At 43.6% G+C, this 19967-nt stretch carries 14 protein-coding genes; 5 read left to right on the top strand and 9 right to left on the bottom strand.

From position 1 onward, the window contains the following. Positions 1-74: 74 nt before the first annotated feature. The 7 genes from ligA to B0682_RS04665 all read right to left on the bottom strand — a co-directional run bounded on the left by ligA (position 75) and on the right by B0682_RS04665 (position 11705). Entirely contained in the window at positions 75-2108 is a 2034-nt protein-coding gene (gene ligA / locus B0682_RS04700) for an NAD-dependent DNA ligase LigA (protein WP_078306885.1), read from the bottom strand. Between the two features lie 18 nt (positions 2109-2126). Continuing rightward, positions 2127-3587, bottom strand: coding sequence for a cell division protein ZipA C-terminal FtsZ-binding domain-containing protein (locus tag B0682_RS04695; RefSeq protein ID WP_078306884.1), 1461 nt, complete (start codon positions 3585-3587; stop codon positions 2127-2129). 216 nt (positions 3588-3803) lie between these two features. Next, positions 3804-7832 carry an AAA family ATPase gene (locus B0682_RS04690; protein WP_078306883.1) on the bottom strand — a complete coding sequence of 1343 codons (4029 nt, stop codon included), beginning with the start codon at positions 7830-7832 and terminating at the stop codon, positions 3804-3806. 135 nt (positions 7833-7967) lie between these two features. Continuing rightward, complete coding sequence (locus B0682_RS04685) at positions 7968-8630, bottom strand: C39 family peptidase (protein WP_078306882.1); 663 nt, start codon at positions 8628-8630, stop codon at positions 7968-7970. A 9-nt stretch (positions 8631-8639) separates the two neighbouring features. Continuing rightward, on the bottom strand, positions 8640-9596 hold the full coding sequence (locus B0682_RS04680) for a hypothetical protein (RefSeq protein WP_078306881.1): 957 nt from the start codon (positions 9594-9596) through the stop codon (positions 8640-8642). A gap of 418 nt (positions 9597-10014) precedes the next feature. Then, positions 10015-10488 (bottom strand): hypothetical protein, encoded by a 474-nt coding sequence (locus tag B0682_RS04670; protein ID WP_066891645.1) that lies wholly within the window; start codon positions 10486-10488, stop codon positions 10015-10017. Between the two features lie 410 nt (positions 10489-10898). After that, entirely contained in the window at positions 10899-11705 is an 807-nt protein-coding gene (locus B0682_RS04665; protein WP_078306879.1) for a sulfite exporter TauE/SafE family protein, read from the bottom strand. Positions 11706-11944: 239 nt separating this feature from the next. On the opposite strand from B0682_RS04665, the gene B0682_RS04660 reads away from it, so the two are divergent. The 3 genes from B0682_RS04660 to B0682_RS04650 all read left to right on the top strand — a co-directional run bounded on the left by B0682_RS04660 (position 11945) and on the right by B0682_RS04650 (position 14254). Further along, complete coding sequence (locus tag B0682_RS04660) at positions 11945-12586, top strand: carbonic anhydrase (RefSeq protein WP_078306878.1); 642 nt, start codon at positions 11945-11947, stop codon at positions 12584-12586. A 164-nt stretch (positions 12587-12750) separates the two neighbouring features. After that, positions 12751-13314: a lactoylglutathione lyase gene (gene gloA, locus B0682_RS04655; protein WP_078306877.1), complete on the top strand. Its 564-nt coding sequence runs from the start codon at positions 12751-12753 to the stop codon at positions 13312-13314. 13 nt (positions 13315-13327) lie between these two features. Beyond that, the gene (locus B0682_RS04650; protein WP_078306876.1) at positions 13328-14254 is read left to right on the top strand and encodes a mechanosensitive ion channel family protein; all 927 of its coding nucleotides are present in this window, start codon (positions 13328-13330) and stop codon (positions 14252-14254) included. Between the two features lie 34 nt (positions 14255-14288). On the opposite strand, the gene ribA is transcribed toward B0682_RS04650, so the two are convergent. Further along, positions 14289-14879, bottom strand: a complete 591-nt coding sequence (gene ribA / locus B0682_RS04645; RefSeq protein WP_240494874.1) for a GTP cyclohydrolase II — start codon at positions 14877-14879, stop codon at positions 14289-14291. 349 nt (positions 14880-15228) lie between these two features. On the opposite strand from ribA, the gene B0682_RS04640 reads away from it, so the two are divergent. Together B0682_RS04640 and B0682_RS04635 are read left to right on the top strand one after the other, a co-directional pair. Beyond that, positions 15229-17448 carry a 1-deoxy-D-xylulose-5-phosphate synthase gene (locus B0682_RS04640; RefSeq protein WP_078307085.1) on the top strand — a complete coding sequence of 740 codons (2220 nt, stop codon included), beginning with the start codon at positions 15229-15231 and terminating at the stop codon, positions 17446-17448. Between the two features lie 143 nt (positions 17449-17591). After that, positions 17592-18419 carry an inositol monophosphatase family protein gene (locus B0682_RS04635; protein ID WP_078306874.1) on the top strand — a complete coding sequence of 276 codons (828 nt, stop codon included), beginning with the start codon at positions 17592-17594 and terminating at the stop codon, positions 18417-18419. Positions 18420-18503: 84 nt separating this feature from the next. On the opposite strand, the gene B0682_RS04630 is transcribed toward B0682_RS04635, so the two are convergent. Further along, positions 18504-19895 carry a WS/DGAT/MGAT family O-acyltransferase gene (locus B0682_RS04630; RefSeq protein ID WP_078306873.1) on the bottom strand — a complete coding sequence of 464 codons (1392 nt, stop codon included), beginning with the start codon at positions 19893-19895 and terminating at the stop codon, positions 18504-18506. Between the last annotated feature and the right edge of the window lie 72 nt (positions 19896-19967).

The following is a 19967-nucleotide window of genomic DNA, read 5'->3' as shown; positions in this document are numbered from 1 at the left end:
ATCAAGCGGATAGATATTAAAGCAGATAGGCATTAAAGACACGTCCTAGGGACTTGCACTAACACTAATATGCACTAAGATGATGTCATTGCTAAAAACACTTCTTCATTGACCACTTTAATGCCCAGTTTTTGGGCTTTATCCAGTTTGCTGCCTGCTTTTTGACCTGCCAGTAGGGTGGTGGTCTTGGTAGAGACGCTACCAGATACTTTTGCCCCCAATGCTTGTAATTTTTCTTTGGCTTCATCACGGCTCATGCTGGCAAGCGTGCCAGTCACCACCCAAACCTCACCTGTGAGTGGCAGATTTTGCTCTTGAGTAACATGCACACTTTGCCAATGGATACCAGCATCTAGCAAGGCGGTGATGACTTCAAGATTATGTTTGGCACGGAAAAACTGATATATCAGTTCAGCGGTGATGTTACCCACATCAGGTGTGGCAAGCAGTGCATTTATGTCAGCATTCATTAAAGGGGTGAGTTCACCAAACTGATTTGCCAAGTTGTGTGCCGTGCTTTCGCCTACCCCACGAATACCAAGGGCATAGATGAATCGGGGCAAGGTGGTGGTTTTGCTTGCTTCGATGGCAAAAAGCAGGTTGTCGACTGATTTTTCGCCCAATTTTTCTAACCCCATCAAAGTCTCTTTATGGGTATGTAGCTGATAGATGTCTGCCACGGTCTTTATCAGTCCCTGTTTAAAAAAACTCACCAGCCATCGTTCACCCAAGCCATCAATGTCCATTGCTTTTCGTGATACAAAATGAATTAAGGCTTCTTGCTGTTGAGCAGGACAGTACAGACCGCCTGTACAGCGGGCCAATGCTTCGCCTTCGGGTAATGCCACAGGCGAATCACAGACAGGGCAATGGGTTGGTAGGGTGATGGGCTTGCTGTCATTGGCTCGTTTATCATGCCAAACTCGAGTAACCTTGGGGATAACGTCGCCTGCTCGATGCACACTGACGGTATCCCCTGCTCGAATGTCCAAACGTTCAATCTCACCAAAGTTATGCAAGGTAACACTACTGACAGTAACACCGCCCACTTGCACAGGCTCAAGTTTGCCCACTGGCGTTAGTTGTCCTGTCCGTCCCACTTGCCAGTTAATGGCGTTTAAAGTGGTGATGACTGTCTCGGCAGGGAATTTAAAAGCAATTGCCCAGCGTGGTTCACGGCTTAAATAACCCAAACGAGCCTGTAAGGTCAAGTCATTGACCTTTATCACCGTGCCATCTATCTCAAAGGGCAGGGCATCTCTCTCATCTAACACTTGTTGATAAAACGTCATCGCATCGGTCAGGTCTTTGACAATCACGGTTTTGGCTAATGTAAACCCAAGCTCACCCAGCCATTGTAAGGATTGATACTGGGTATGGATGCCCATTGGCAGACCTTGATTGACCGAATAAGCATAAAATGCTAAAGGACGAGTGGCGGCAATGCTGGGGTCAAGCTGACGCAAACTGCCAGCAGCAGCATTTCTAGGATTGGCAAAGGTTTTATCTCCACGGTCTTTGGCCTCTCGGTTAAGCTTGGCAAATCCTGCTTTTGGCATCAGAACTTCGCCACGCACTTCTAACAAGTCAATGTTGACAGCTTGGGGTAGATGGTGTGGTACGTTATGAATGGTTTTGACATTTTGGCTGATGTCTTCGCCTGTTTGTCCGTCACCACGGGTCACAGCTTGCATCAACGTGCCATTTTTATACAGAATAGACACTGCCAAACCATCTAGTTTGAGTTCCATTTCGTATTCAGGTTGTCGTAAGGGTTCGGGTAAACGTTCGTTGACTTTACGCATGAAGTCGGCAAGCTCATCTTGGTTGAACACGTTGCCAAGTGACAGCATGGGTATGGTATGGGTGATTTGGCTAAAGGCAGGCAGGGGAGTACCACCCACTTCGTTGATGGGACTGTCGGATTGTATCAGCTTGGGGTGGTGTTGTTCTAATGATAGTAGGGTATAACGCAGTTGGTCATATTCATTGTCGCTAATTTGTGGTTCATCTAACACATAATACGCATGGTTGTGCTGTTTTAACTCATCTATTAAAGCACGCATTTGCTTGACAATATGTTCATTTTTATCTTCATGATGACGCATCAAAAACACCGCCTGTTTTTATGGGTTTTCTAACTCTTCGATATCTTGTAACTGTGAACGCAAGCTAATCTTGTATTCTTTGGTCATCATCTCACCATGCTCATCAACCACGTAACCGCCAAGCTCTCGTGCCAATAGATTGGCAATGCTCATCATGCTATCAAAGCCTTGGAGAATCTTGGGGTGTGGTAAGGATAAAAACAGCACCACGCCTTTGAGCTGGGTATGGGGCAACTCGTTTAAATCAAATGGCTCAACCCCATTCACCGTTAATGCCATCATACTAAACCACAAAATACCCGTACCGTCTTTATTTTGATAACGGTGGAACATGTTCATTGTACCAAACTTAAAGCCAAACTTATCCACTAAATTAAGTAGCGTCCGCCCCCGAAAAAATCCAAACTCATGGACAGGTAATATGCTGATGTTTAAATTGCCTGATGCGTTGGTTAAGGGGCTGTCTTGCTCTGTGGCGTTATTTTGTGCCAGATGCTCATTAAGCATCGGACTGGCTTCTACAAACTCAGGAACAGAAGCGGTCTGTATGTTTGTCTGATATTTTTTTGTGGCAGATGCTAATGTGGCAGATGCTAAGTGTGCTTGTGTGTCTGAGCTGTGCTGTTGTGTTTGTGGTAACTCTTGTTCATGCTCATCTAAATCTAAAGTTTTTGATGTGTAGACCACGTCATATAAATCACCTGTGATGGGCTGATTGTCTACAGATTGACTGTTTATGGACTGATTGTTGTCAGTATTGATATGGACATCATCAAACAAGGCATCATCATCAAACTCAATGTCCACCCCTTCATCATGAATGTCATCATTAAATGACGTGTTCAATGATGCGTTGCTAAGCGTGTGATTAGGTGTGTCATTAAAGAGAGTGTCATTAAAGGGAGTGTTAAAGGGGGCGTTGTGTTGGCTAAAACGCATTGTTTGTTCATGATACGCTGATGATTGGTGATAGGGGCGGTGTTGTTCTGTGCCATGATTGACTGTTAGCCAGTCGTCTGCATCATCATCAATATTAAGAAAATTAGGCTCAATGTGCGTTTCATTTTCAATTTCTTTACTTGCATTGTTGACTTGGGTGGTTAGCCAGTCATCATCTGAAGGCTGTTTGTTTTGAGTTGTAAGCTCTGTCTTGTGATGAAAAGATGCGACATTATCAGTGTCTATGGCGTTTATGCTATCGTTATTTGTGGTTGGTTGATGTTGGTTGTTGTGATGGGGTGGTACATTCGGTTGGTCATCAGAGATGTTATCTGTATCATGGTGTGTCAGCTGGCGTAAATGACGTGGAATGATGGGAATGCCATCTTTATCATGCACATCATCATGCTCATCTTGGTCATACGTCTCATTCGATAGAGTGGCTTTGGGCTTGTCTTGTATGCCTTTAATAAACAGATATAACCCAAGTAGCATCATCGATAGGGGTAAAGCGATGATAAGACAGTTTTCGATGTTCATGAAAATTCCTTAAAGTTAAAAGCTTCCCCAATCTGATAAAGTTTGTGGTATGGCAACCACCATGGTCATTTTTTGCTGATAGGGATTAAATCCTTTTATTTTAGCATGGCTTGACCTTTATCGTCATCACATCATCGCTTAGATGTTGCTTGGACAGTGAAGCAATCCATGAAGCAATCAATAAAACAATCATTAAACTGGCTAATGTGTTTTGATTTAAAGTTCGTACGCAAGATGGTATTCGGCTTCATCTAAATTGACATTCACCAAAGTGGAGATGCCTGCATTGGGCATGGTGATGCCTTTGAGTTCATTGGCAATTTGCATGGACAGCTTGTTATGGCTGATAAAGATAAACTGCACTTCATGTGCCATCTCGTTAATTAAGCTTGTAAAACGTTCGACATTGGCATCATCAAGGGGAGCATCGACTTCATCTAACACACAAAAAGGAGCAGGGTGTTGTTTAAAGATGGCAAATATCAGGCTTAAGGCAGTCAGCGTTTTTTCACCACCAGAGAGTACCGCCAATCGGCTATTGCGTTTGCCTTTAGGCTGTGCCATCAGCTCAAGCCCTGCCCGCCATGCGTCCGATGTGGATAGTCCATCTTCATTCACCAAGCTTAAGCTGGCTTGCCCACCCCCAAACATGTTGGCAAACAGGTTATTTAAATCATCATTGACCGCTGTTAATGTTTGTAAAAATAACTGTTTGGTTTTGTCATCAATGGTGCTGATGGCATCGGTGAGTGTGTCAATACTGGCAAGAATGTCATCTGTTTGCTTGGTTAAAGGGGTAAGGCGTTCGGTGATGGCATCAAGTTCGGCTTTGGCTGCCATGTTCACCGCCCCTAGGCGACCCAGCTGGATTTGTAGGCTTTGGTAGTCTTGTTGTAGCCGTTGTTGTTTGGCGTGGTTATCGGCATTGTCAATTTTGCGGTTATGAGCGATGAAGTCCGCTAACAATGATGACGCACTCACGCCTGTGTTTAATAAATTGGCATGCTCATCTACTCGAATGGTGGCATCGTTTAGGCGTTCTTTGGCAATGGCAAGTTCGGTGGTGCAGGTGGCAAGATACGCATTGCTGTCATTTAACTGTTGCTGGGCATGGGTGCTGGCATCTTTTAAGCTTTGGTATTGTCGTTGTTGTTCTGTGAGCTGATGTTGATGTTCTTCCAGTTCAATTTTGCTGTGAGCAATGTCAGATTGTTGTTTTGTTAACAGAGCATCAAGTTTTACTAACTGTTGCTTGAGTTGATGTTGCTCACTTTGTTGTTGATGAATGCGTTGGTTGGTATGTTCGCTTTGGGTATGTAACTGTTTACTTTGCTCATGCAGATGCTCCAATTGCATGACCAGCTGTTGTTTGGCTAAGCTGGCTTGCTGTTGTGCTTGGGTCAGTTCATTGAGTGTGGTGTGGAGGTGGTCTTTTTGTGTTTGCAGTTGTTGTCTAGTGTTGTCCAGTTGTTTAATGGCAGTGAGATGACGGTGTCGCTGTTGTGTTAGCTCAATATTTTTAGCGTCTAGCTGGGCTTGATGTTGTTGCTGTTCGGTAAAGTCGGCATCGAGTTGATTTTTTTCTTGGTTTAGGCGGCGGTGGTCGTTTTGTAATTGATGCTGTTCACCTTGCCACATGGCAAGGTCATTTTTGGCTTGCATGTGGTCGGTTTTTAGATTTGCCAGTTGTGCTGTCCACTCTTCAAGGGTGATTTGCCCGTCTTTATGGCGAGAAGTGAGTTGTTTGTGGATTTTGGTTTGTTGGTTGATGTCGCTTTGTATGTCGGTTAGCATCTTTTCTAGCTGTGCTAACCGTTGCCTTTGGGCATGACGTTCCTTTAAGAAGTGACCGCCCCTGCCGTCTTGTCCCAATTTTGATAAATGAATGATGCCAAATTGACCGATAAGCCAACCTGTGTCTGTGCAGAGAGTGAATGGTTGATTTGATGACAAGATTTGTGATAGCAAGGTGATGATGGTATTGGTTGTTGATGTTTGCAGGTTTTCATGTTGTTCACGGTGTGGCTGTTCACCGATGCAACAATAATACCAGCCAGATAAGGCGGTTAGCGTTGGGGTTTTGATGAGTGTGTCTATTGCCCATAACGGCAGTTGGTGTGCATCAGCCAAAGTGGTAAGCAGTTTGGATTTTTTGTCATGGGTGGCTAATGTGTTTGCTTTGGTTGCTATTTGAGTGTCATTTTGAGTGTCATTTGCCCCATTTATTCCGTCTACTTGAGCCAAATTTTTTTGCTGTGTTGGTTGAGTATTGAGCAATGCTGTCATTTGACTGTTCGGACTGGATTGGCTGATTAGTGTTGCCAATATTTGCATGTCAAGGTTATTGATTGATGGCTGTGGCACAGTGTGGGTTAAAGCGTTTGGCAAATTTAACACAATGGCATCTAACCATAATGCCAACCATTGATCCAATCCGTCAGCATGCGCTAAACCCAGTTCGGTTAATTCAACACATTGGCCAAGTTGTTGATGTGATGACCGTTGTTGCCAATGATGCCAAAGGGTACTGATGTCGTGATGACCAGCGGTTTTAGGTGATGTTTGTTTTTTGGCTGATGATTGAACATGGTTTGGTTTATCCGAGTGCAAGATAGGCTTGGGGTGAAGAAGGGCATATAAGGTGTGATACTCACTGTCTAACATGGCATGGCGTTTTTCTAAGCTTATCAGTACTTGATGTTGCTCAGTAAGCTGTCGAGTATGTTGTTGTTGTTCGTGTTGGGCTTGTTGGTATTTTATTTCTAATTCATCTAACTGCTGTTCATAACGGCTAATCAGAGTGTGTTGCTTATCGATTTTTTGTTTAAGTAAGTCAAGCAAATGGGTTTGAGCAGTGTCGCTATTATCTTGCTCATCTTGGTTATCTTGATTATTTAGGGTCAATGCTTCTTTGGGTATGCCCAAGATTTTTAATGTGGTGGGTGTTGTCAATGCTTGCCAAGATTGTTGCCATTGATGGTGTTGTTGTTGCCATTTGCTCTTAGTGTGGCTAAGTTGCTTCAATGCCTGTTCATTAACGGCAAGCTGTTTGTCCACATTGTTAAGCTTTTGTTGTTCTTGTTCATGGGCGTGTTGAGCATCTTGCCATGCTTGTTTTAAGGGGGCAAGCTGGTTTTTTAGCTCGGTAATTTGTTGTTGATGTTTGCTTTGAGTGGGGTCAATCGCTTCAAGCTGTTGCTGTTTTTGTTGTCGTTCAACAGTGAGCTTGGCAAGGGTGTTTGTAAGATGCTGTTGACGATGATGATGTTGCTCGATGTTGTTACTGAGTTGATTTTGCTTGTCAAGTAAGATTTGATGCTGATGCTTAGTTTGTTGTTCTTGCATTTGTTGTTCATGCAAGGTATTACGTTTGTCATCTTTTAGCCATTGTTGTTCGGCAATGCGTTCATTTAATTTATCAACTTTTTGGCTAAGTGTGGCCAGCACATCTTGTTGTTGTTTGGCTTGGTGGCTTAGGGTTTGGTACTGTTTGGTCAGGGTTTGTTCATTTTGCTTGGCGGCATACAGTTGAGCGATGGCAAGTTGCCCTTCAATTTGGCTCATCTCGTTTTTGATGGCTTGATATTTTTGAGCGGTTTTGGCTTGATGGCTTAGGGTTTTGTGTTGTTTTTGTAGCTCACATTGTAAGTCATTTAGCCTGTCAAGATTTTCTTGGGCTTTTTGCAATTTTTTATGGGTTTCTTCCCGTCTGGCTTGATAACGTGATACGCCAGCGGCCTCTTCGATGAATTCTCTAAGCTGTTTGGGGCTTGAGTCCACAATCCGCCCAATCATGCCCTGTTCAATAACCGCATAACAGCCAGAGCCAAGCCCTGTGCCTAAAAATATGTCCACCACATCACGTCGGCGAGCTTTTGTGCCATTAATAAAATAGTCAGATTTGCCATCTTTGTTGACTTGTCGGCGTACAGACAACTCGTGATACAAATTAAGTTCGTGACGGATACCTGTGGTCTCATCTTGCGTATGCTCAAAGGTCAGCTCCACGCTTGCCATGCTCTTGCCAGCGTGATGTTGAGTACCAGCAAAAATCACATCACTCATTGACCCACCACGTAACTGCTTAGCAGAAGTTTCGCCAAGCACCCAACGAATGGCATCAATGACATTGGACTTACCACAGCCGTTAGGTCCAACAATGGCGGTGATGTTATGATGAAACGTAAACGTCGTGGGGTGAGCAAAGGACTTAAATCCTGCCAACTTAAGAGATTTTAAACGCATGGTGTGATTTTGGTAATCGGATAAAGGCAGATATTATAGCAAATTTTGACAGGGATTAGAGATGTTTTGTTTTTAACCAAACCCATCAACAAAAAAACCACCAACAAAAGACAACCAATGACAGCAATGTCATATTCATAAAAACCGCCTAAACAGCACAGGAGTTTGTTTTAATAAATGCTGAGTATCATGTACGGCGGTAAAATTTTTATCACTCATCTGTTTTTGGTGATGGGTGGTAGGCAGTATGAGCAGCACCTTGCCTGATGTGTGATTATCGGTGGTAAGCCACAGTCTTTCAAATTGCTTGCGTGTGAGTGTGCGATTGCCCCAACTGCTGTCGGATAAATAAACATTTTGCTTGTCAATGGCTCGCACCACGCTAAAATGGTCGCTTCGTTTGTGATTGACATAGACAATGGCAGGAATTTTTATTTTGGCAAGCGTGTCATAATCCATCGTCATACCACGAGCGGTGTAGCCGTATTTTTCACTTACGCTTGCCAAGTCTGCAAACGATGCCATCACATCATCTAATGCCATATCATCTAGGATTTGCTGTTCTGTTTTGGGGTGTTGATAAAAGTAAGTCAAGATGGTGGATAGCGATGACGCACCACATGAGTAGTCCACATCTTGTTTGGTGATTTTGCTGTCTCTACTGTCTTTCCAAGTGGCGTGCGTACCTAGCATGATGGGTTTAGGCGTGATAGGACTGATGACAAGGCTTTGCCCATTGGCATAAACCGATGAGCTAATGAAAGCAAGTGTGATGATGGCAACTTTGACAGATTTCATTTACAGATTTTACGGTGCAGATACAGTAGGCTCTGCTGATTTGATTTGGCGGTATTTTTGAGACAATGGCGGCGGCAATTTACCCAATTTGCTCGTCAAGCCCACAGACAATGTACTGCCACCATCGCCTGAGATGGGCGTACGAACATTGGCGGTTAGGTTACTCCGAGCGGTCATGGCATAGGCAAATCCTAGGTTTAGCGTGGTTTGGGTGCTGTTATTTTCTAGCTTGCCAAGCTCGCCCTTATCCGCCCATTTATGGCGAACCCCAACCCCGCCTGTCAGCGTGATGTCGGGATTGACCGCAAAGCCCACCGAGCCGTTTAGGGTTGCTGTATCACCCAAATCCACATGACCACCTGTATTGGTTTCACGTCTTGGCTGATATTGATAAGTACCCGTCAGACTAAGCACAATCGGATCATTGACCGTATAAGTGGTAAAGCCGATAAGGGCGGAGCTGGCGTTTTTGCGTTTTAGCCCTTGGGTGTTGTCATAAATAGACAGCTCGCCAAACACAAGGCTATCAGGGAATTTTTTATGATTTTTGGTGAGCTGATATTGGGTGCTGATACTGATGTCGTTTAGATAGGTGTCGCTTGACTTTGACAATTCCGCACCATTTTGGTGGCGTGCATTACGATAGATGGCATTCGTTTTTACGCCTATTTCTAGCTTATCGCTCACACCATAACGCACGCCCAGCCCTGCAATCAGGCTATCGGTATTGGCATTACTCTCGCCGATGGATGGCATATACAGCGTGCGACCCTGCCCTAAATCCACCATCTCAAAATCCTGTGTGGCGACAGATGAACGATGATGATTATAATAGCTCAAATCAGTATCAAGTCTAAAACGGTTTTTGTCTGCCAATAGGTCATCGACTGTAAGAGGGAGGTCGGCGTGGGCGGTTAAAGAAAATGACACCAACCCAAATACAATCATAATATGTTTATACATCATTACAAAACCTACTTAATCTCAATTATAACAGAATAAGATAGCCAACATCTTAATTTAGTTTTAGTTTATTAACTGACACAATTATTTACCATATCTTATTTTATGAAATGCCAATAATCCAAAAGCAGGACATACTCCCATATAAATTAAAAATCCTATCGAATAATTACCATAAATAATTTTTGCAAATATAAAACCAATTATACATAAGAGAGCCGTAAAAAAAACAATCTTTTTAATTGATAAATTTTCTCTATTAAAGAAGAAAACTAAGCTAGGATATATTGAGAACAGAAGTATGTAGTATATAATTTCAAAAATTGTCATATCATTATTTATGTAATTGTTGGCATAAAACACTGAAAGAAAGCACATCATTCAAAAGCACTTTCTTTCTTGTAAATAATATTACGGGATGCTACTTTTTCATGGTAACAGAAACACCACTCCCCGCAAGTGCCACACCTCCACCTAGAAAAGCAGCTCTCATAGCTCCTATTGGTGTTGCAGTCAATGCTCCGCCTACTGCCCCACTACCAATCGCAGTAGCGTAACCACCCAAAGTTCTTTGAGACTGGGGTACAGCCCTTACATATGTATTAACATTAACCATGCTTCCAAATAGAGCGGCACCACCCATATACGCTAGTGGCAACGCCGCCCCCTCCGTCTCTTGCATTTCTGCAAGTGTCATGTCTGTCGCTTGTAGATTTTCTACATTATCAAAAGCAAAAGATAGGTCGGCTTGTGGGGTTGTGGCGGAAACAGTTGTTTGGGGTAATACGATTGTTTGTGTATCCACACTCGGTGTGGTATAATGAGAAGTCGTCTCTGCAAATGCAGGAGCGATGGCTACGGTAGCACTTAGTGCTAGGATTGAAAGTTTTTTCATAAGTTTTTTCCTTTTATTGATTGTGAAAAAGCATCAGTCTGATACTGATAAGCCCTAACTACACCAGATGATGATATGTCGGAGTATCATCGTTTGGTGTGGTTTTTATGTAATATGGTAATAAATACAGTTGTACCTATCAATTGTCTTTTGTTTTGATTTTACCACCAATCATCTGGATAAATATCTCTTATCCACCAAAATATCAGAGATGGTTAGGGGTAGCAAGGTTCGGACAAATATCCTTGCATCCATGAAACATTTCATAACGATAAGCTCTTCATAACAATAAGCTCTTGTTTTTGAGTAAATTTTTATTTTTTACTTCACTTCAATGATAAATATGGCGATGGATAACCACTTAATGTTACTTTAACATCAAGTGGATTGCCATGAATGTCAATGACTTTTTAAACCACACTCTTATAAATGAGCTGACAACCCACCACAATGAGCAAACAAGCAAAGGCTTTTTTAAGCGTGCCAGCAGGCAGTTTGTGGGCGATTTTTGCCCCCAGTTTGGCGGTGATGAAACTTGCCACACTGATGGCAACAAAGGCGGGTAAATGCACAAAACCGACCAAGCCTGCCACAGGCTCACTCATGTTTGCCACATGGCGATGCCCAAACACCATAAAGCCTAACGCCCCTGCGATGGCAATGGGCAGACCGCATGCCGCACTGGTGCCAACCGCTTGTTTCATGGGCAGACCTGCGTGGGTGAGGTATGGCACGTTTAGGCTACCGCCCCCAATCCCAAAAATCGCCGAAGCCATGCCAATCACACCACCTGCCACACACTGGCTAAATGGCCTGGGCAGAGGCTTGATGTTCTCATCTGCTTTTTTCATGAACATCTGTATGGACATGATGATGGCAAACACGCCAATCAAGCCCTGCAAATGCTGTCCTTTAATGAGCGTTGCCACCCACGCCCCAAACAGTGAGCCGACCACCAAACCATAGGTCAGATTTTTAAACACCTCCCATCGCACTCCGCCACGTTTGTTGTGTGCTGTCATCGAGCTGATGGAGGTGATGATGATGGTCGCCAACGCTGTCCCCACCGACACATGGGGGATAAACTCAGATGGAAAACCATACGCCCCCAAAATCCACACCAAAGCAGGCACGATAATCAAACCACCGCCCACACCAAACAAGCCAGCACACACACCAGCAAATGTCCCAGCCAAAATAAACCAAACATACAACATGATGCGATGCTTCCTAAAACACGTGTTAATAAAACGAAAACTTAAATGACAAGCGTTAATAAAGTTTAAGGCGGTAACATAGCACATTCATCAACATTCGTCATCAATCGCCCATGTGTCATTAAGTGTCATTAATTTTAGTATGCCAGTATAATAATCGGTGTCTCATTAATCTAACAACCTAACCATCATATCATTACCGCCCATCACCCACAAAAACAAAGGAAATTAATATCATCATGACTTCTCAAAACCAACAACAGCTGGGGCTGGGCAGGCAAGCACTGGCAGAACTTAAAGCAGGCAACGCGCGCTATGTTGATAGCTTAACCAATGCTCAGTACCTTGTTAAGTGTCCAGAATTGACCAAAATTCAAAATCCCAAAGCCATTATTTTGGGTTGTTCTGATGCCCGTGTCCCTGTTGAATTGATTTTTGACCAAGGGTTGGGTGATTTATTTGTTATCCGTGTGGCAGGTAACATTGTCGCACCATCACAAATCGGTTCGGTTGAGTTTGCTGTCGAAAAATTTGCCACACGACTGGTGGTGGTATTGGGGCATTCACATTGTGGGGCAGTCACTGCTTGTGTGGAAGCCTTAATCAATCCTGAGCAATATTATTCCCCTAACCTACAATCCATCGTGGACCGCATTCGCCCCAGTGTTTATAACTTACATGAGCTGGTGACTGCCACAGGCAATGATGCTGATGCCAATGAGCTGATAAAACGTTCCATTCGTGCCAATGTGCGAATGTCGGTCAGTCAGCTAAAGCATGGCTCACGCATGTTAGAGGACATGGTGGATAATGGTGATTTGTTAATTTTGGGTGCCGAATACGACCTTACCACTGGTCAGGTGAATTTTTTAGACGACTGAGGTTTTTAAAAGGCCAAAATTTTTAAAAGAATTCAAGTTTTTACAAGACCAAAAAGTGTGAATGATGGATTAACGCTTTAACTGCTTAAAATTTTAGTTTATCATGCCATCAACATTCAACACACCCAACATTCAACACACCCACTCAAAAAAGGAGAAAACCCATGAAAAGTTCTGATGCTAACCCAAGTCAAATCAACCAACCCACCCAAACCCCACAGGTGGACGGTGTGATGCCCATTCCCACCCAAAGTGATGGTTTTATTTTTAACCACACAATGTTGCGTGTCAAAGACCCTACAGTGTCGTTGCGTTTTTATACCCAAGTATTGGGCATGACATTGTTGCATGTCAAACGTTTTGCGAACATGGGATTTGATTTGTATTTTTTGGCAAAACTTACTGAGCAAGAAAGAAACAATTTACCCAGTACTGATGAAGAATTGGCGGTTCATACCTTTCGCCAACGGGGCATTTTAGAGCTGACGCACAATTATGGCACAGAAAGTCAAGCCGATTTTGCCTATCACAGTGGCAATCAAGACCCCAAAGGTTTTGGGCATATTTGTTTTAGTGTGCCTGATTTAACCGCAGCCATTGCATGGTTTGATGAGAATGATGTCATTTATCAAAAACGCCCAGAAGATGGCAACATGAAGCACATTGCGTTTATCAAAGACCCTGATGGGTATTGGATAGAGATTGTCCAAGCAGACAAAATGAATTAGTTTGAGGTTGGTTATGCCAGTACAGCAAGCAACCCAAAACATCACTGAAAATGTGGTACAAAAAGTTGATGAATACACCACCATCGCTTCTGCTGCCAATACCATGTTTGTTGATTTCATGCAACAGTTGCCTTACTTCATTGTGGCATTGGTGGTGTTTTCGGTATTTTGGGGATTATCCTATTTTTTTAAAAAGACAGTCAACAAACTGCTGGGTTCACGTCAGGCTCATCGCAATTTAATACAAGTGTTTCAACGTGTTGGTGGGGCATTGATATTGTTTGTGGGCTTTATGGTTGCCATGGTGATTGCCGTACCGGGATTCACCCCTGCCAAATTGGTCGGGGCATTAGGGATTGGTTCGGTGGCGATTGGTTTTGCCTTTAAAGACATCTTTCAAAATTTGTTGTCTGGTATTTTGTTGTTATTGTCTGAGCCGTTTCGCATTGGTGACCAAATCATCTCAGGCAATTATGAAGGCACGGTTGAAGACATTAAGGTGCGAGCCACCACCATTAAAACTTATGATGGTAGGCAAGTGGTGATTCCTAATGCTCAACTGTACACGTCAGTGTTAACGGTCAATACCGCTTATGCTCGCCGCCGTCTGGAAGTGAGCGTGGGCATTGGTTATGAAGACAGCATTGATACCGCAGAGCAGGTGATTTTGCAAGCATTAAAAAAAGCCGACAGTGTCTCAAAATTGGCAGAACCTTCTGTGATAGCGGTTGGTTTTGGTGATTCAAGCATTGATTTAAAAGTGCGCTGGTTTATTGATAATGGGGCGCAAACCAACAAAGTGGCATCAACGCACGAAGTCATTAAAGCCATTAAATCTGCTTTGGACAATGCACGGGTGAATATCCCATTCCCCATTCGCACCTTGGACATGAGCGATGATTCGGTGACCAAACTGGCCAATAAATTGACAACCCAATGAATCGTCCCCAACGTGAGACACCCTTGAGTGTGGTCTATATCAGCTTTTGAAGGTCTTGCTCAATCATATGCCCCATGTGGTTGCGTTTGGTGTTAAGATAGTTGGTATTGTGTCCATTAACGCCCACCAATAATGGCACACGCTTAACCACTTCAAAACCCAACCCGTTGAGATAACTTAGCTTATCAGGGTTGTTGGTGATGAGATTGAGTCTTGTGATGCCAAGGTGTTTGAGCATGGGCAGGCACATGTCATAAGTGCGAGCATCAGCAGGCAAGCCAAGCATCAGATTGGCTTGTAAGGTGTCATGCCCTTGGTCTTGCAAGGCATAGGCACGGATTTTATTCACCAAACCAATGCCACGCCCTTCTTGACGTAAGTAGAGAATCGCTCCCATGCCATGAGCCTGTATCATCTGCATGCTGGTGTTGAGCTGTGGCCCACAATCGCATTTTAATGAAGAAAAGGCATCGCCTGTTAGGCATTCGCTATGAATGCGTATTAAGGGCAGTTTGTCATTGGCTAAGCGATGTTGGTCATCGTGATGAATGTGCATAGGTAGACCCACACTTAAGATGACATGCTCTTGTTGTTGTTCGTTTTCAAACACATGAATGTCAAACATACCGTGACGAGTGGGCAGTTTGGCTTGACTGATGAATTGATAAGACACGATACCTCACAAAGTTTGAGTGATTTTTATGCCATGAGATGCTTAATTAAGCTCAATGGCATTAGGCGAGAGGATAAAAAAATGCTATTATGCCACAAATCATCAATGTTGCTTTGATAAATGTCTTTGATGAATATTTTGGTGCATTTTTTAGTTTGGCAACGGTTATTTTATGAATATAAATACGGTTATCAATAAGGCGTTTTAGCTCATCATGCACGATTATTCTGACACCAGACACGCAACTGACCAATGCCGACAGCATACGCCAGATGAACCACGTCCAACCAGTCAACGCCACATGACCCATATGCCAAAAACCTTTACCAGCATTCCCACCGAGCGTCCGCTTACCCCTTTGTTAGATACCATTGATGCCCCTGCCCATTTAAAGGGCTTGAGCATCACACAGCTGTTGCAGCTGGCAGATGAGTTGCGTGCATTTATGTTGTATTCCTCTGGCATCAGTGGTGGGCATTTTGGAGCAAATCTTGGGGTCATCGAATTGACCGTGGCTTTGCATGCCCTGCTTGATATGCCCCAAGATCAGCTGGTGTGGGACGTGGGGCATCAAGCCTATGCCCACAAAATATTGACAGGAAGACGAGACAAAATCGCCAGTATTCGCAGTCAAGATGGCTTAACCGCTTTTCCAGAGCGTGGTGAGTCGGTCTATGACAGCTTTGGTGTGGGGCATTCGTCCACCGCCATATCAGCAGGCTTGGGCATGAGTTTGGCGATGCGTCATTTGGGCAAACATGCCAAAGTGGCGTGTGTGGTGGGTGATGGGGCGATGACAGGGGGCATGGCGTTTGAAGCCATGAACGATGCTGTGCAAAATCATGCTGACTTGTTGGTGGTTCTCAATGACAATGACATGTCCATTTCACAAGCAACAGGTGGTTTTTCTAAGCATTTGGCATCGCTCTGGCAACGTGGCTTGGCAGTGGACATTGATGCTGATGGCAAGCCCATCATCACCAGTCGCAAGTTGTCAAGTGATGACCGCCGTTTTCGGCATTACCTGCACATGACCAATGATGCGATTGGTGATTTTACCAATAAGTTGCCAAAAAAACTGGGGGAGAAAATCAGCCAACAATTTGCCAAAAAATTATTGCCAACACCCAGTCAGTTTGAACGCTTACCCGAACAAATTGCCGTTAAAATTGCCCAAAATATGTTTCCTGATAACTTGTTTAAGGCGATTGGATTTGCCTATTTTGGTCCTTTTGATGGGCATGATTTGTCCACTTTGATGCGAGTGTTGGGGCGAGTCAAACAGTTATCAGGCCCCATATTGGTGCATGTGCATACCGTCAAAGGTAAAGGATTTTTGCCTGCCGAAGCTGACCCTGTGGGTTATCATGCGATTGCCAAACTGCCTAAGATGTCAGTTGTCCCATCATCGTCATCTGTCAGTCAGAATAATGGGCAAAACAAACTCACCAAACCATCACCCAAGCCCCTTAAATATTCTCAAGTCTTTGGGCAGTTTATTTGTGATAAAGCATTCATTGACAGTAAGCTGATGGCAATCACGCCAGCGATGGAAGAAGGGTCTGGCATGAGTGAATTTGCTCAGCGTTACCCCAAGCAGTTTTTTGATGTGGCGATTGCTGAGCAACATGCGGTAACTTTGGCAGCTGGCATGGCAACACAAGGCGTTAAGCCAATTGTGGCGATTTATTCCACCTTTTTACAGCGGGGTTATGACCAGTTGGTGCATGATGTGGCATTACAGAAGTTAGATGTTTTGTTTGCCATTGATAGAGCGGGATTGGTGGGTGAAGATGGAGCAACTCATGCAGGGGTGTTTGATATTGCATTTATGCGTTGTGTGCCTAATATGGTCATTGCCACCCCAAAAGATGAAAATGAATGTTATCAACTGCTTAATACTTGCTATGAATACCAAGGGGCAGCAGCGGTTCGTTATCCTCGTGGGCAAGGCTTGGGTGAGCCAATACAGCGTCCTGCAGTGTGTTATGAGATTGGCAAAAGTCAAACAGAAATGGTGCTTGAGATGGGACAAGGCACGCATGTGGTGATGTTGGCATTTGGCACGATGGTTGCCACCGCCAAACAAGTGGCACAGCAGTTGGCAGATTCATGCAATGACGACCATGATGATGACCATGATGGCGGTCATTCAATACGCAAACCAGCCAATCAGCCAATAGGCAAAATCACGGTGATAAACATGCGTTGGGTGAAGCCGTTAGACACAAAAATGTTAGATAAGCTTATCAATGACAGCCACAATCAATCCACCCATGCCATTCATGTCGTTACGTTAGAAGAACATGCGGTGATGGGTGGTGCTGGCAGTGCGGTTAATGAGTATCTATTGACGCATTCAGCGTATGGGCAGGTAAAGTCAAATTTGAGCATCAGCAATATTGGCATTCCTGACCGATTCATTCATCATGGCAGTCATGAACAACAGTTGGCACATTGTGGCTTAGATGCAATGGGCATTCAAGCTCAGATTTTACAAACTTTACCAACTTTAATATGATGAACTGCCAAAGTAATGCTCATCAACTTTCAAACATCACTCTTAAAATTGTAAATTCTTATCAATTCTTAATACAATACAATTCTTAATACAATACAATGTTATCAATGTTCAACACGCCCTAAAACAAAGAGAGAAAATTTATGGAGCCTATGGTTAAAATAGCAGCACGAGCTGCTCAACTGGTTGGTGGTGAGATATTAAAGGCTCACAATAACCGCCACAAAATCGAGCTGAACATCGAGTCAAAAGGGCTAGATGGTTTGGTTACTCGCATTGATAGATACAGTGAAGAGCTGACCATTGCCACCTTAAAGAATAACTATCCCAATCATTCATTTTTGGGAGAAGAGTTTGGCTTGCAAGAAGGCCATGGTCATGATGCCGATTGGTGTTGGGTGATTGACCCATTAGATGGCACGCATAATTTTATCCATGGTGTGCCACATTTTTGTGTGTCCATTGCTGTACAACATAAGGGCGTTACTCAACATGGTGTGGTTTATGACCCTGTGCGAGATGAGTTATTTTCAGCCAGCCGTGGCAAAGGGGCTCGTCTAAATCAACGCCGTATTCAGGTCAGTGAGCGTAAAGAGATTTCAGGTGGTTTGTTCACCACTGGGCATCCATTGGAGCGACAACAAGGTGAAGAGATTTATCCGTTCATTCACCAACATTTTAACAGCTTAGCACGCATCTGTGAGATGGGTGGCCAAGTACGTCGCTTAGGCTCAGCAGCGTTGGATTTAAGCTATGTGGCGGCAGGGCGTTTTGATGGTTATTTTGAAATGTCGTTAAAACCTTGGGACATTGCCGCAGGGGAGTTGATAGTGAATGAAGCTCGTGGTGTGGTTGTTGACCATAAAGGGGCACATCAAGCCATGCAGACAGGCTCGGTCTTTGCCTGTAACGTGAAACTATTAAAGTCGTTGATGCAGGCTGTTGTGCCTGAGTGGGGCGATGAGTTTTGATGGTTTTGATATTGTGTTAAATTGATGTGATGTCAAATTGACGTTGCATTAAATTAACGTTGTATTAAATTAACATGAACCAACTCAAGGACATGCCCCAGCCTTATGGTCTTTGGTGATGCCATCTAGCAGACACAATTCATCAGCAATGTATTTGAGCATGTCTTGGGTGTGGGGCAACACATCATTACATGCCATGATGCCAAATTCCACCTTATCAATATAAGTCGCCAAGGTAATGTTCATCGCCTGTCCATTGAGTAAAATTGACGCAGGATATAACGCCTTTAGCTTAGCCCCATTCCAATATAATGCTTGTTTTGAACCGGGGACGTTAGAGATGATGAGATTAAATGCTTGTTTTTTTGGATATAAATTGGTTAATAAATTTAATCCTGCCCAAGCATAAGCAATGGCACTGTAGTTAATCACTTGGGCTTGGTTCATACGCCCAAACCGCTCTTTACCTTCTCTCATACTGCCATTGATGACTTTTAGGCGATCAATGGGGTCATGTAAGTGAGTGCCAAGATTGGCAAGCAAGAAAGATACTTGATTGCCACTGGCACTGTTGTCTGTTCGCAACGAAATTGGCACAAAGGCAATGAGTGGTTTTTTTGGTAGGGCATCATTTTGGAGTAAATAACGCCGCACTGCCCCAGCACACACTGCCAACACCACGTCATTAACCGACACTTGCCACCCTTCAGCAATGCGTTTAAAGGTAGACAAATCATAAGACTGGGTGGACAATCTGCGTGATGGGGTGATGCGTTGATTGAGCATACACATGGGTGCTTGCAAGGTGTTGATAAAATGAGGATCTTTAATTTTTTGGATACTCAAGGTCTTAATAAGTTCGTTAGCGACAGGTTTTATTGTGCCAAGTTGTTCTTTGATGATTTGTTTGATGGGTTTATTGATTGGCAGTATGGCATCAATCTGATTGCGATGGCGAGTGAGCAGAGACCATAATGGTAACGTCATCTGTTCATCAGGGGATTGCGACAAGGATTTTTTGACCAATCGCATGGCGGCGATGCCATCTACCAACGAATGGTGAATTTTAAAATACAAGGCAAATCGCTGTGGTCGTTCGGCTGTTTCAGGTTCAATCCCTTCGATGATATGGCATTCCCACATGGGGTTGGACTTGTTTAACAGTTTGCCATGCTCCACAGACACATAGGCAAGTAACTCACGAATACGGGCAGGCTGTGGCAGGGCAATATGGCGAAAGTGCTGAGTTAAGTCAAAATTATCATCTTTTTGCCAAAATAATAATCTATCTAACACTTGATTAAACGGAAAGCTTGGCGGTGTGGTTGATGTTTGCATTTGTTCCATTAAGGTTTTGACAAAGTCATGATCTGCATCTTTTGGGGGTTCAAATAAAAATAAACCACCGACATGCATCGGTTGCGTGCGTGATTCAAGCAACAAAAAAAGTTGGTCAACCAAGGTGAGAAGTCGCATCGCTTGTCCTTTTGTGTTTGGTATTTTTAACAGATTAAAATAAGAATATTGAAATAATGCAATATTATAATC

Source organism: Lwoffella lincolnii (genome assembly GCF_002014765.1).
Lineage (GTDB): Bacteria > Pseudomonadota > Gammaproteobacteria > Pseudomonadales > Moraxellaceae > Psychrobacter > Psychrobacter lincolnii.
Note: the sequence above shows the minus strand (reverse complement) of the source record. Positions and strands in the feature narration are given on the sequence as shown.

Bases quoted from the DNA above. Each gene is read 5' to 3' on its own strand.
- ligA (WP_078306885.1), bottom strand. From the start codon at position 2,108: ATGCGTCATCATGAAGATAAAAATGAACATATTGTCAAGCAAATGCGT.
- B0682_RS04695 (WP_078306884.1), bottom strand. From the start codon at position 3,587: ATGAACATCGAAAACTGTCTTATCATCGCTTTACCCCTATCGATGATG.
- B0682_RS04690 (WP_078306883.1), bottom strand. From the start codon at position 7,832: ATGCGTTTAAAATCTCTTAAGTTGGCAGGATTTAAGTCCTTTGCTCAC.
- B0682_RS04685 (WP_078306882.1), bottom strand. From the start codon at position 8,630: ATGAAATCTGTCAAAGTTGCCATCATCACACTTGCTTTCATTAGCTCA.
- B0682_RS04680 (WP_078306881.1), bottom strand. From the start codon at position 9,596: ATGATGTATAAACATATTATGATTGTATTTGGGTTGGTGTCATTTTCT.
- B0682_RS04670 (WP_066891645.1), bottom strand. From the start codon at position 10,488: ATGAAAAAACTTTCAATCCTAGCACTAAGTGCTACCGTAGCCATCGCT.
- B0682_RS04665 (WP_078306879.1), bottom strand. From the start codon at position 11,705: ATGTTGTATGTTTGGTTTATTTTGGCTGGGACATTTGCTGGTGTGTGT.
- B0682_RS04660 (WP_078306878.1), top strand. From the start codon at position 11,945: ATGACTTCTCAAAACCAACAACAGCTGGGGCTGGGCAGGCAAGCACTG.
- gloA (WP_078306877.1), top strand. From the start codon at position 12,751: ATGAAAAGTTCTGATGCTAACCCAAGTCAAATCAACCAACCCACCCAA.
- B0682_RS04650 (WP_078306876.1), top strand. From the start codon at position 13,328: ATGCCAGTACAGCAAGCAACCCAAAACATCACTGAAAATGTGGTACAA.
- ribA (WP_240494874.1), bottom strand. From the start codon at position 14,879: ATGTTTGACATTCATGTGTTTGAAAACGAACAACAACAAGAGCATGTC.
- B0682_RS04640 (WP_078307085.1), top strand. From the start codon at position 15,229: ATGACCCATATGCCAAAAACCTTTACCAGCATTCCCACCGAGCGTCCG.
- B0682_RS04635 (WP_078306874.1), top strand. From the start codon at position 17,592: ATGGAGCCTATGGTTAAAATAGCAGCACGAGCTGCTCAACTGGTTGGT.
- B0682_RS04630 (WP_078306873.1), bottom strand. From the start codon at position 19,895: ATGCGACTTCTCACCTTGGTTGACCAACTTTTTTTGTTGCTTGAATCA.